Source organism: Kitasatospora sp. NPDC001225 (genome assembly GCF_053597855.1).
The window spans coordinates 53,166-65,231 of the sequence record NZ_JBSFJC010000010.1; the positions used below are offsets into that span (position 1 = coordinate 53,166).

The 12,066-nt window shown below is 74.9% G+C and carries 11 protein-coding genes; 6 read left to right on the top strand and 5 right to left on the bottom strand.

Annotated features, from left to right (window positions below):
* Nucleotides 1-49 precede the first annotated feature (49 nt).
* Nucleotides 50-313 carry a dsRBD fold-containing protein gene (locus tag ACWDCZ_RS05605; RefSeq protein WP_049655929.1) on the bottom strand — a complete coding sequence of 88 codons (264 nt, stop codon included), beginning with the start codon at nt 311-313 and terminating at the stop codon, nt 50-52.
* A gap of 268 nt (nt 314-581) precedes the next feature.
* Here ACWDCZ_RS05605 and ACWDCZ_RS05610 point away from each other — a divergent pair, with 268 nt between their 5' ends.
* Together ACWDCZ_RS05610 and ACWDCZ_RS05615 are read left to right on the top strand one after the other, a co-directional pair.
* A complete protein-coding gene (locus tag ACWDCZ_RS05610; RefSeq protein ID WP_449815282.1) occupies nt 582-1,568 on the top strand; it encodes a DMT family transporter in 987 nt (328 codons plus the stop codon).
* Between the two features lie 6 nt (nt 1,569-1,574).
* On the top strand, nt 1,575-2,246 hold the full coding sequence (locus tag ACWDCZ_RS05615; RefSeq protein ID WP_449815283.1) for a DUF6629 family protein: 672 nt from the start codon (nt 1,575-1,577) through the stop codon (nt 2,244-2,246).
* Between the two features lie 18 nt (nt 2,247-2,264).
* Here ACWDCZ_RS05615 and ACWDCZ_RS05620 read toward each other — a convergent pair whose 3' ends face one another.
* Together ACWDCZ_RS05620 and ACWDCZ_RS05625 are read right to left on the bottom strand one after the other, a co-directional pair.
* Complete coding sequence (locus tag ACWDCZ_RS05620) at nt 2,265-3,707, bottom strand: MFS transporter (RefSeq protein ID WP_449815284.1); 1,443 nt, start codon at nt 3,705-3,707, stop codon at nt 2,265-2,267.
* Nucleotides 3,704-4,327 carry an ArsR/SmtB family transcription factor gene (locus ACWDCZ_RS05625; protein WP_049655922.1) on the bottom strand — a complete coding sequence of 208 codons (624 nt, stop codon included), beginning with the start codon at nt 4,325-4,327 and terminating at the stop codon, nt 3,704-3,706. Before ACWDCZ_RS05625 ends, ACWDCZ_RS05620 begins: the two co-directional genes overlap by 4 nt.
* A gap of 292 nt (nt 4,328-4,619) precedes the next feature.
* On the opposite strand from ACWDCZ_RS05625, the gene ACWDCZ_RS05630 reads away from it, so the two are divergent.
* On the top strand, nt 4,620-5,333 hold the full coding sequence (locus ACWDCZ_RS05630) for a sensor histidine kinase (protein WP_380741317.1): 714 nt from the start codon (nt 4,620-4,622) through the stop codon (nt 5,331-5,333).
* Nucleotides 5,334-5,391: 58 nt separating this feature from the next.
* The gene (polX, locus tag ACWDCZ_RS05635; RefSeq protein ID WP_117492354.1) at nt 5,392-7,122 is read left to right on the top strand and encodes a DNA polymerase/3'-5' exonuclease PolX; all 1,731 of its coding nucleotides are present in this window, start codon (nt 5,392-5,394) and stop codon (nt 7,120-7,122) included.
* A 52-nt stretch (nt 7,123-7,174) separates the two neighbouring features.
* On the opposite strand, the gene ACWDCZ_RS05640 is transcribed toward polX, so the two are convergent.
* Both ACWDCZ_RS05640 and ACWDCZ_RS05645 read right to left on the bottom strand, forming a co-directional pair.
* Nucleotides 7,175-8,053, bottom strand: a complete 879-nt coding sequence (locus tag ACWDCZ_RS05640) for a carbohydrate kinase family protein (RefSeq protein WP_117492356.1) — start codon at nt 8,051-8,053, stop codon at nt 7,175-7,177.
* 3 nt (nt 8,054-8,056) lie between these two features.
* Nucleotides 8,057-9,058, bottom strand: coding sequence for a pseudouridine-5'-phosphate glycosidase (locus tag ACWDCZ_RS05645; protein ID WP_063780274.1), 1,002 nt, complete (start codon nt 9,056-9,058; stop codon nt 8,057-8,059).
* 138 nt (nt 9,059-9,196) lie between these two features.
* On the opposite strand from ACWDCZ_RS05645, the gene ACWDCZ_RS05650 reads away from it, so the two are divergent.
* Together ACWDCZ_RS05650 and ACWDCZ_RS05655 are read left to right on the top strand one after the other, a co-directional pair.
* On the top strand, nt 9,197-10,099 hold the full coding sequence (locus ACWDCZ_RS05650) for a LysR family transcriptional regulator (RefSeq protein WP_049655825.1): 903 nt from the start codon (nt 9,197-9,199) through the stop codon (nt 10,097-10,099).
* 217 nt (nt 10,100-10,316) lie between these two features.
* The gene (locus tag ACWDCZ_RS05655; protein WP_449815285.1) at nt 10,317-11,990 is read left to right on the top strand and encodes a peptide-N4-asparagine amidase; all 1,674 of its coding nucleotides are present in this window, start codon (nt 10,317-10,319) and stop codon (nt 11,988-11,990) included.
* Nucleotides 11,991-12,066: the final 76 nt, after the last annotated feature.

Genomic DNA, 12,066 nt, shown 5'->3' on the forward strand with positions numbered 1-12,066 from the left:
TGCCCGGAGCCGCTGCGGTCCGGGACGGGAGGGTGGCGCCGGTGGGGGCTCAGTAGATCAGGTAGCCCGGGCGGTGCCCTTCGTCGTCGATCTCCCCGGTCGCCTGGGCCCGCAGCTTGCGGGACAGTTCCTCCAGGGCGCGGGAGGCCGCGACCTCCTCGCCGATCCTGGCGAGCGGACGGTCGTCCGCGCTCTTCACGGACTCGCCGTGCGCGCTCAGGCCGGGCGCCCTGGCGCCGGTCAGCCTGGCGTCACACGCCGTGTGCACGCCGTCTTCCTCGAACCTCAGCTCCACGTCCCACTGGTTGTGCATGCCACACCTCCTGGCGGCGGCCCCCGTCGCGCCTGTCCGGACCGGCACGGACGGTGACCCGTGGCGGCCGCTCACACCAGCGTGCGCCTGCCCTGCCGATGGCGGCAAGCGCTGCCGGAGGGCCTGGTGGCCCGCCCCGCCGCGGGCGTGTCGTGCGATCGGCCCGGGCACCGGCCCGGCGGTAGGCTGACGGGAGCGGCCGCGACGCCCGACCCACCTCTCGGACTCGTCGGCGCGGCGCGGGCAGCGACAACCTGGTGGTCCCTCCGTGGCGGTCTTCCTCCTCGCTCTCAGCGCGGCCTGCTGTCTGGGGCTCGGCTTCGTCCTCCAGCAGCACGCGGCTCAGCAAGCCCCGCGCTCCGATCTGCTGCGCTGGCGGCTGCTGCTGGACCTGATGCGGATGCCGCAGTGGCTGCTCGGCACCGGGTTCATGGTCAGCGGGCTGATCCTCTCGGCGTTCGCGCTCAACCAGGGCGAGGTGTCGCTGGTCGAGCCGCTGCTGGCCACCAATCTGATCTTCGCGATGGCCCTGGCCCGGGTGCTGACCCGTCAGACCCTGGGCCGTTCCGGCTGGGCCGGGGTGGCGCTGCTGGCCCTCGGGGTGACGGCCTTCATCGTGGCCGGGCGGCCGACCGGCGGGGGGCCACCCGCCGGGGAGCTGCGGCACTGGCTGGTGGTGGGCACCGTGGTCGGGCTGGTGGTGCTGCTGGTCTCGCTGGCCCGCCGGCTGCCGCTGTTCGAGGAGGCGACCCTGCTGGCGCTCGCCGCCGGGCTGCTCTACGGCCTCCAGGACGCGCTGACCCGGACCACCACCCAGCGCCTCGACCACGAGGGCCTGGCCGCGGTGCTGCGCAGCTGGCAGCCGTACGCGGTGGTGGTGGCGGGGGTGGTCGGGCTGCTGCTGGTGCAGAGCGCCTTCGAGGCCGCGCCGCTGCGGATGTCCCTGCCGGCGCTGACCGCCGCCCAGCCGCTGGCCGGGATCGCCTGCGCGGTGGGTTTCCTCGGTGACCGGTTGCGGGTGACCCCAGGGGCGTTGGCGTGGCAGTCGGTCGGGCTGTTGGCGATCGTGATCGGGGTGATCGTGATCGGCCGCCATCCGGCGATGCCCGGGACCGCACGCGACACCCTGGAGAGCATCGGGGCGCCACCGGAGGACGAAGCCGGGGAAGAACCCGGGGACGAACCGGAGGACAAGGCCGGGGACGGAGCGGAGCAGGGCCCCGAGGGGGACGACCGCCCCGGGAGCACCGGCTAGGCCGCGATGTGCTGGAGCGCGCAGGCGGACGCCGTGGCCGGTGGGCTGGTCGCGGTCACGGGCGTGGCGTGTGTGGTCCGTGCCCGTCGGGCCGACCATCCCGAGCGTTTGCCGCTCGCCGCGCTCCCCCTGGTGCTGGGTGTGCACCAGCTGATCGAGGCGCTGGTCTGGCTCGGTACGGACGGCGGGCTGCCGGACGGCCTCGCCGGAGCGGCCCGCACCGCCTGGGCGGTGGTCGCCCTGCCGCTGCTGCCCGTCCTGGTCCCGGCCGCCGTGTGGTGCGCCGCCGTCGGACCGCGCCGACGGGTGCTCGCCGCGCTCACCCTGCTCGGTGCGGCGGTCGCCGTCCCGCTGGCCGTGGCCGTCGACTCCCATCCGGTGACGGCCGCCGTGCACGGCCACACCCTCGGCTACGCGGTCGGCATCCCGTACCCGGCCCTCCTGCTGGCCGGTTACCTCCTCGCCACCGTCGGCTCCCTCCTGGTGAGCGGCGACCGCCTGCTCCGCCGTCTCGGTCTCGTCACCGGTGCGGGCGCCGTCGTCTGCGCCCTGCTCTGGCACCTCGCCTTCGTCTCCACCTGGTGTGCCCTCGCCGCCCTGGCCAGCCTGTTGCTGCTCCACTGGGCGGGGCACCGCCCGGCGGACGAGCCCGGCCCGGTCACCGATCGGGCCCGCTAGCCGCACCCGGGGGGCGGCTTACGCGCTGCGCGCCGGTTCCGGCACGACGGCCGCGTCGGCCGCGCTGCTCGCGCCGCTCGCGCTGGCCACGCTGTCCGCTCGGCCCGAGCCGCCACGGAGGCGGTCCATCTCCCGCCACTCGGGGCGCAGCCCGGCCAGCGTGGTGGTCGCGAAGTACAGGGCGCCGGCCGCGATCAGGCTGGGTATGAGGCCGACCGTGGCGACCGCCGCACCGGCGACCAGGCCGCCGAGCGGGATGCCGGCCCAGGCGAGGGAGTCGCCGAGGGCGTGGACGCGGCCCAGCAGGTGGCGGGGCACCCGCTCGAAGAGCACCGCGCCGAGGATCGGGTTGAGGAAGCCGGAGCCGAAGCCGCCGATCGCGAAGACCGTGATCACCAGCCACATCGGCGCGCCGAGGGCGAGCACCAGGAAGCGCGGTGCGCCGCACAGCAGGAAGCCGGTGAAGAAGACCGTCCGGCGGGGCAGCCGGGAGGCGACGGCCGCCGCTATCAGGCTGCCGACGACCGCGGTGGCACCCATGGAGGCGGCCAGCAGGCCGATGGCGGCCGGTCCGTTGCCGGACTCCCGCGCCCAGACCGGGACGAGGACGGTGATGAACCCGGCATCGATCAGGTTGGTGATCCCGATCATCACGATCACGGTGAGCAGCAGCGGCTCCGAGCGCAGGAACGTGAAGCCCTCGCGGAACATCCGCCAGTAACCCGCGGGCTGCTCCTCCCCGGACGCGTCAACGGACGCGTCAACGGCCGGATCGGCGGACGGATCGGCGGACGCGGCAACGGCCGGATCCGCGGCCGTGACGGGCACCGCCGGGCGCCCCATGCCGCGCGGGAGCGCGACCGCGATGATCAGCGACCCGAGCGCGAAGGTGACCGCGTTGATCGCCAGCCCGGCCAGCGGGCCCATCAGGGCGACCAGCCCGCCGCCGACCGCCGGCCCGATGGTGGAGGCCAGCCGCTCGGTGACGCCCGACAGCCCGGTGGCGCGCTCCATCGGCACCCGGGCGTGGTCGGCCGCCTCCGGGACCATGACGGACTTGGCCAAGTCCCCCGGGCCGCGCATCGCCCCGATCACCGCGACCATCACCAGCAGCACCCAGAACGGGAGCAGCCCCTGCGCGTGCAGCAGCGGGACCAGCCCGGCCGCGACGGCGCTGACCGCGTCCGTCGTCCAGGACACCACGCGCGGCCCGAGCCGGTCGACTAACGGGCCCGTCAGCGCCTTGACCGCCACGTACGGCGCCATCTCGGCGAACGCGACGAGGCCCGTCATGGTGGCGCTGCCGGTGGTGGCCAGGACGAACCAGGGCAGGGCGATGGCCGAGACGCGCGTGCCCGTCACGGAGACGGCCATGGCCGTCAGCACCCCGGCCAGCGGGCGGAAGCTGCGCCCCGGCGCGTCGGTGGCGGTAGCAGCGGTGGCGGCGGTGCCGGTGGTCATGCGGTCTCCCCCTCGCTTGCGGTGGCGGTGGCGGTCGCGTCCGGCAGGAGGTGGACGACCACGGCCACCTGCTCGGTGCCCTCCGGCGCGGGCCCGCCGTGGTCGATCTGCCGGTAGCGCCGGACCACCTCGAACAGCTCGCCGGACAGCTGCTCGGCCTCGGCGGGCGTGAGCTGCAGGACCCGGTCACTGAGGTCCGTCACCCGGCGCCACTCGCGCGGCATGGTCTCGAAGGCGTCCAGCGTGCGCTGGGCGGTCTGGGTGTGCGCGGCCAGGACGGACCGCAGGAAGCCGGCGGCCGTGTCGAGCTCGTCGTCCGCCATGTCGTCCACCGTCCAGACGGTGAGCGGGTGGGCCGAACGCCACCACCGCTCGCGGGCGTTGCCGCGCTCCTCGTCCTCCTCGACGAAGCCCGCGGCGGCGAGCTGGCGCAGGTGGTAGCTGGTGGCTCCGGAGTTGAGCCCCAGCTGCTCGGCGAGCCTCGTCGCCGTGGACGGGCCGTGCTTGCGCAGGAGCCCGACCAACTGCATCCGCACGGGATGCGCCATCGCCCGCATGTTCTTGGCGGTGATGGCGATGTGCGGGTCGTCGCTGTGCTTCCAGCCGCGTTCTTCGGTCATGGCAGGAGACTAGAACCCCAAAGAGTTCTTTGCAAAGGATTTTTTGCGAAAGATCTTTTGCGAAGAAGTCCTTGCGGTTACTCGATCCGCAGTAGGCCACGCCTCCGGGCCCCGCCGGTCGGCGGGTGCCCGGCCGGCCGCTCGGCGGGGGCCCCGGAGCGGACCGCGACCCGGAGCGGGATTGTCACCCGGGCGGCCGAGGCGCACGCTGGCAGGAAGGGCCCGGAAGTCGGCCCACCCCGGTCGGCCGCGGATTCGATGACGGCCGCCGGGGAGCACGAGGGGCAGGGCGATGGCACGCGGGAGGCTCTGGGGCTACGTCGCGTCGGGAGCCAAGGCGCTCGGCGCGTTCGGCGGCACCGTCGGCGCGGTCGGCACCGGGCGCCGGGGCGGGTCCGGGCGCGTGGGCGCGGCGGCGCCGGCCGGGGCCGAGGAGGGCCCCGGCCCGTACTCGCCCGGCGCGATGGCCGCGCCCAGGGCGCTCGACCGCACCGAGCTGGAGCGGCTGCGGTGGACCGGCCGGCAGGCCGGCTGCGAACCGATGGCCCGGCACGTCCAGGTGGCCGACGTGGTCCGCCGGGTGGTGCGCGGCGGCGGGCGGGCGGCGGCCGTCACGGTCCGGGTGGCCCCCGGGCTCCCGGTGGTGGCCGGGGACGCCCGCCGGCTGGAGGCCGTCCTCGCCGGGCTGGTCGACCACGCGATCCGGCGCAGCCCGCTGGGCGGCCGGGTGCTGGTCCGGGCCGACGTGGCGGGCGGCGCGTCCGCGCTGCGGGCGCCCGGACGGACGGCGGCGACCCGCGCCCGGGTGGAGGTCCGGGTCTCCGACCGGGGCGCCTACGAGCCGCCCGAGGCGCGCGAGCGGCTGATCGCGGGCGTGCGGGCGGACGGCCCGGTCGGGCCCGCCCTGCACCGCCTGGTGGTGGCCGCGGGCGGCCGGCTCGCGGTGGAACCGACCCCCGGCGGCGGGCTGACCATGGTCCTGCTGCTGACCGTCGCGTACGACTGACGGAGTACACGAGGAAGTACACCCGGCGCCCCCGCCCCACCGACCCTAGACTTGCCCCATGCCCCGGCTCAACGACCAGGTCAGGGAGCTGCTCCAGGAGTACGCCGACCTGATCAACATCACCGGCGGGGACGCCTTCCGGGCCCGCGCCTACGAGAAGGCCGCCCGCGCGGTCGGCGGCCACCCCGAGGACCTGGCCGGCCTGGACGTCAAGGGCCTGCAGCAGATCCCCGGCGTCGGCAGGTCCACCGCCGAGAAGATCGCCGGGTACCTCGCCACCGGGACCATCCCCGCCCTGGAGGCGCTGCGCGCCGAGGTCCCGTCCGGCGTACGGGAGATGACGGCCGTCCCCGGGGTCGGGCCCAAGCGCGCCCTGGCCCTCTACCGCGACCTCGGGATCGCCTCGGTGGACGAACTCGCCGCGGCCGCCCGGGCCGAGCGGCTCGCCGACCTGCCCGGCTTCGGCGAGCGCAGCGGCGAGCGGATCCTGCACGGCATCGAGCTGATGCGGCAGTCCGGCGGCCGCACCCTGCTGGACGCCGCCACCGAGCTGGCCGAGCAGCTGGTCGCCGCGCTCTCCGCCGTCCCCGGCTGCACCCGCTGCGCGTACGCGGGCTCGCTGCGCCGGATGCGCGAGACGGTGGGCGACATCGACGTGCTCGCGACCGCGGCGGACTCCGCCCCGCTGATGGCCGCGCTCACCGAACTCCCCTACGTCGCCGAGGTGATCGGCAGCGGCGGCACCAAGACCTCGGTCCGTACCACCCAGGGCGTACAGGTGGACCTGCGGGTCCTCCCGGAGGAGGACTGGGGAGCTGCGCTGGTCTACTTCACCGGCTCGAAGGCGCACAACATCCGGCTGCGCACGATGGCCGTCCGGGCCGGGCTGAAGCTCTCCGAGTACGGGCTGTTCGAGGTGGACGGCGGCGCCAAGGTGGTCTCGGAGACCGAGGAGGAGGTGTACGCGGCGCTCGGCCTGCCGTGGATCCCGCCGCCGCTGCGCGAGGACCGGGGCGAGATCGAGGCCGCGCTGGAGGGCGGACTCCCGGACCTGGTCCAGGAGTCCGACCTGCGCGGCGACCTGCACACCCACACCGACCTGACCGACGGGCTCGCCACCCTGGAGGAGATGGTCGACACCGCCGCCGCCCGCGGCTACTCCTACTTCGCCGTCACCGACCACGCCCCGGACCTGGTGATGCAGCGGATGACGGACGAGAAGATGCTCGCCCAGCGCGAGCAGCTGCGGCAACTCGCCGACCGGCACAAGAAGTTGCGCCTGCTGCACGGCACCGAGCTGAACATCGGCCCGGACGGCGGGGTGGACTGGCCACCGGAGTTCCTGGCCGGCTTCGACGTCTGCGTGGCCTCCGTGCACTCGCACTTCGCCCTGGACCGGGCCGCCCAGACCCGTCGGCTGATCCGCGCCTGCGAGAACCCGTACGTGCACGTCATCGGACACCTCACCACCCGCCGGATCGGCCGGCGCGGACCGATCGACGTCGACCTGGACGCCGTGTTCGAGGCCGCCGCGCGCACCGGCACCGCGATCGAGATCAACAGCTCCCCGCAGCGGCTCGACCTGCGCGACGAGGACGTCCTGCGGGCGAGGCGGCACGGCGTGCGGTTCGCGATCGACAGCGACGCGCACGCCACCGGCCAGCTCGGCTACCCGCGCTACGGCATCGGCACGGCGCAGCGCGGCTGGCTCACCGCCGAGGACGTGGTCAACACCTGGACCTGGCAGAAGCTGAAGCACTTCCTCCGCAAGGACGCGGTGCCCAGGTAACCCTGGGCAGGCCCGCCGCCGACGGGCCCGCCGAAGGGCACCCGCCGAAACGTCACTCCCCGCCGAAGGAGGCCCCGGGCGAGGCCAGCACCCGGGCCGCGCTGCGGTGCCCGAGGCCGGCCGCGCGCCCGAGGTCCCCGGTGTCCAGGAAGCCGGCCAGGAACCCCGCCGCGAAGGCGTCCCCGGCCCCGGTGAGGTCGCGCACCTCCGCCACCGGCGGCACCGGCACCATGACCAGCGGCTCGCCCGGGACGTCGACGGCGGTCGCCTCGGCGCCCGCCTTGGTGACCACCGTGGTGGCCGCCAGCCGGGCCCGCTCCGGCCCCGGCAGGCCGCCGACCAGCAGTCCGAGGAACGCCGACTCGGAGCGGTTGGCGAACACGAAGGTCGGCGCCAGCCCGGCCAGCAGGGCCAGGAAGCGCTCCCGGCCGAAGCGCTCCAGCATCCCGGTCGAGGAGGCGTCCACCGAGGTGGTGCCGCCCGCCCGCCGGACCCGGGCGAGCGCGTCCACCGCCGTACCGCCGACCGGCTCGCCGTCGAAGGAGTAGGCCGGCACGTGCAGGTGGGTCAGTCCGGCCAGCCAGGCGTCCGGGACCCGCTCCAGCAGCGTGGCGGCGCCCCGGTCGGGCAGCATGGTCCGCTCGCCGCCCTGGTCGATCAGCACCACGACGCTGCCGGTCCGGCCGCGCCGGGAGACCCGTACGTCGACGCCGTGGCCGGTCAGTTCGGCGACGACGCCGTCCCCGACCGCGTCCTCGCCGACGCAGCCGAGGAAGCGGGCCGGGTACTGCCCGGCGGCGAAGCAGGCGACGTTGGCCGCGCTGCCGCCGCGCCGCCGGAAGACCCGGGCGCCGGAGTCGGTGCCGTGCCGCAGCGGGCCGTCGGCCCAGACCACGATGTCCTCGACGAGGTCCCCGAGCACCCCCAGCACGGCTCAGGCCCCGGTCTCGACGGCGCCCGCCGAGGCCGCAGCACCCGCCGCAGCAGCACCGGAGGCACCGGACGCACCACCGGCCAGCGCCGTCGCGATCTCCCCGCCGAGCCGGACGTTGCCCCGGTACACCTCGACGTTGACGTCCAGGCTGCGCCCGCCGGTGTCCCGCTGGATGAAGTCGAGCAGGAACGGCGTGGCGGCGTTCCCGGTGACGCCCTGCCGCTCGGCCTCGGCCCAGGCGCGGGCCAGGATGCCGTCCAGTTCCTCCGGCGGCAGCTGCTTGGCCGGGTCGACCGGGTTGGCGATCAGGACGGCCTGCGGCAGGCCGAGCCGGTCGCGGGCCTCGATCACCCCGGCGGCCTGCTCGGGCGACTCCACGCTGAAGTTGATCTCGTGGCCGGAGTCGGTGACGTAGAAGCCGGGGTACCTGCGGGTGCGGTAGCCGATGACCGGGATGTTGTACGTCTCGAAGCGTTCCAGGGTGGCCCGGATGTCGAGGATGGACTTCACGCCCGCGCTGACCACGGTGACCGGGGTGGCGGCCAGGGCCGTCAGGTCGGCCGACTCGTCGAAGCTCTCCGAGGCGCCGAAGTGCACGCCGCCGAGGCCGCCGGTGGAGAAGACCCGGATGCCGGCGCGGTGGGCGAGGAAGGCGGTGGCGGCGACGGTGGTGCCGCCGTGCCGGCCGAGCGCGGCGACCACCGGGAGGTCGCGCAGGCTCACCTTGTCCAGGCCGTCGGCGGCGGACAGTTCGGTGATCTGTCCGGTGCTCAGCCCGACCGTGGGCACCCCGGCGTGCACCCCGATCGTGGCGGGCACGACGCCCGCCGCCCGCAGCTGCCGCTCCGCCTCCAGCGCGACGGCCAGGTTGCGCGGCCGCGGCAGGCCGTGGGTGAAGATGGTCGACTCCAGGGCGACCACCGGCCGGCCGTCGGCGAGCGCCCGGGCGACCTCCTCGGAGACCTGGACGGCGGGAGCGGCGGGGGGAAGAAGTCCGGTCATGATGCGAACTCTCTGTGAGGCTGCCGCTGCGGTGGGGCAACGTGCTGCTCAGCGTATGGACGGTTCACATCGGAAACCAGAATGAGTACCGAGGTTTCTGATAGGCCATCACCTATTGGTTCGTCTACCCTGCCACCCATGGGTTTCACCTTGCGCCAGCTCCAGGTCTTCCTGACCGTCGCCGAGACGCTGCACTTCGGGCGGGCCGCCGAGCGGCTGCACATCTCGCAGCCCACGGTCAGTCAGGAGGTCGCCCGGCTGGAGCGGACCGTCGGCGTCGAGCTGTTCGACCGCAGCCGCCGCTCGGTCGCGCTCACCGAGGCCGGCGAGGTGATGGCCGCCGAGAGCACTCTGCTGCTCCGGCAGGCCGAGACGCTGCTGACCCGGGTGCGGCTGCACGAGGAGTCCCGGCTGGGCACCGCCCGGATCGTCGCCTCGCCGAGCGTGGTGAACCGCCTGCTGCCCGCCGTGGTCAGCCGGGCCGAGCAGGAGCTGCCCGCGCTCGACACCGCCGAACTGGCCGTGGACACCGGGCAGGTCTCCGCCACCCTGGCCGCCGAGCTGGCCGACATCGGGCTCGGCCGCTTCCTGGACGAGGTGGACGGCTACCGGCTGGAGCGGATCGCCGACGAACCGGTGCTGGTCGCGCTCGGCCGGGACCACCCACTGGCCCGCCGGAGCAGCCTGCGCCTGGCCGAACTGCGCGACCTGCCCCTGCTGTTGTGGCCGCGCGAGCAGCACCCCCGCTACTACGACCACGTGCTCGGCCTCTGCGCGGAGCACGGCGTGGACCCGCCGGTGCTGGTCAGCCCGCCCCGGATCGTCGGCTCCCGGCTCTACCTGCTCGCCCGCAACCGCGCCTTCTCGCTGGTGCCCGGCTCGATGACCGGCCACCTCACCGAGGACGTGGCCACCGTACGACTGGAGGGGCGGGCCGCGCTGCCGCTGGAGATGCAGTGGCGGACGGACGACCGGCGGCCCCGGCTGGCCTCGCTGCGGGACCTGATCCGGCAGGAGGCCGCGGAGTTGGAGGACCGCTGACCCGACGCACTCCGTGACCGGCGCGACCCGACCCGACCCACTCCATGACCGGCGCGACCCGACCCGACCCACTCCCCGACCGACCCGACCCACCCGCCGGCCCGGATCCGGTCGGCGCGAATCCTTGACGCTGGCATGCCACCCCCGGAAGGATTCCCGGATCATCCGACCGGCCCGCGGCACCCGCCCGCGGGCCGCCCGACCCCGGGAACCCGCCTTGGCCCTGCGCCCGTTGCTCCGCCGCACCGCCGGTCTGATCGGCGCCGCCGTCCTCACCCTGGCCGGCACCCTCACCGCCGCTGCCCCGGCCCACGCCGACTTCGGCACCGACTACCACGACCCGGTCACCGCCACCAAGCCGCTCACCCGCCCCGACACCCGCTCCTGCACCGTCGAGGTGATGCACGAGCGCGAGTTCCGCAACGGGTACGGCAACCCGCCGGACACCCCGTACAACGCCACCCTCGCCCCGCCCGCCGACTGCGCCGGCCCCTGGTCCGCGGTGGTCATGGACCTCCACGGGCAGGTCGCCGGGCGGCAGTTCGACCGGATCTTCAGCGTCCGCGTCGGCGGCGTCCAGGTGCTGCTCTCCTCCACCCCGGAGCCGTCCAAGGACGGCATCGCCTGGAACGTCGAGCACGACGTCACCCGCTACGCCCCGCTCTTCGCGGGCGGCCCGCAGGAGTTCTCCTTCGACCTCGCCAACGTCACCGACGCCACCTACACCGGCGTCTTCACGATCAGCGCGAAGCTGACCTTCTACACCGCGGACGGGCACTGGCCGGCCGCCCGCTCCGCCGACCGGCTGCTCACCACCGGCCCGTTCGGGCTCACCCAGGCCGCCCCCGCCGCCGGGCGCGACCTCGTCTTCCCGCAGAACCTCGAACGCCTCACCGCCGAGGTCTACGCCCGGGGCGGCGGCGCCTGCGAGGAGTTCGCCTACGCCTCCGCACCGGACGCCTTCGCCGCCGCCAACCCCGGCAGCGGCATCTGCGGCAAGGGCCCGTTCCGCGAACTGCGGCTCACCGTGGACGGCCGGGTGGCCGGCGCGGTCTGGCCGTACCCGGTGATCTACACCGGCGGCTGGGACCCATTGCTCTGGCGGCCCGTGCCCGGCGTCTTCGCCTTCGACCTGCCCGCCTACCGGCTCGACCTCACCCCGTACGTCGGACTGCTGCTGGACGGCCGGCCGCACAGCGTGGGCGTCACCGTGAACACCGCCGAGGCGCAGAGCAACGACGTCTGGACCGGCCAGGTCAACCTCTTCGCCGAGACCGACCACGGCGCCGCCCGCACCACCGGACAGCTCACCGACCACCGGGTCGCCCCGGAGGCCACCGTCGCCACCGACCTCGCCGACCACGGCGGCGGCAGCGGCGGCAGCGGCGACTGGACGGTCACCGCCGCCCGCGACGACCTCGCCCGGGGCTGGGTGCAGACCTCGCACGGCCGGATCACCACCGAGGTCCGCGACAAGCTCGCCTTCCGCTCCGCCCAGCGGCTGCGCGACGGCGGCAACGACGTGACGCTGCACAACGGCACCGACCTCACCCGCACCACCGCGACCTGGGGCGGCGGCCCGCACCGCACCACCACCGTGCACGAGGGCGAACCGCTGGACGTCAGCTACCGGGTGAGCCGCGACGCGGCCGGGAACACCGACCAGACCACCGCCATGGAGCTCGGCTACCACCGCGAGGCCACCGCGGCGACCGGCGGCCACGTCACCGAACGCTCCACCGTCGACCACACCCTGCGCCCCACCGCCCGGCGGCACGACGGGGACCGCACCGTCCGGACCGGCGGCAGCACGGAGGAGTACCGCAGCACCGGGCCCGACGGGCCGTACCAGCGGACGCTGACCTTCGTGGACGGCTGGCCGCGCTCCTGACGGAGGTCTCGTCGCCCGGCAGTCCCGCCAGCCGATTAACCCCGGATTGCCCGAGTTACGAAAATTGGTTGGATTC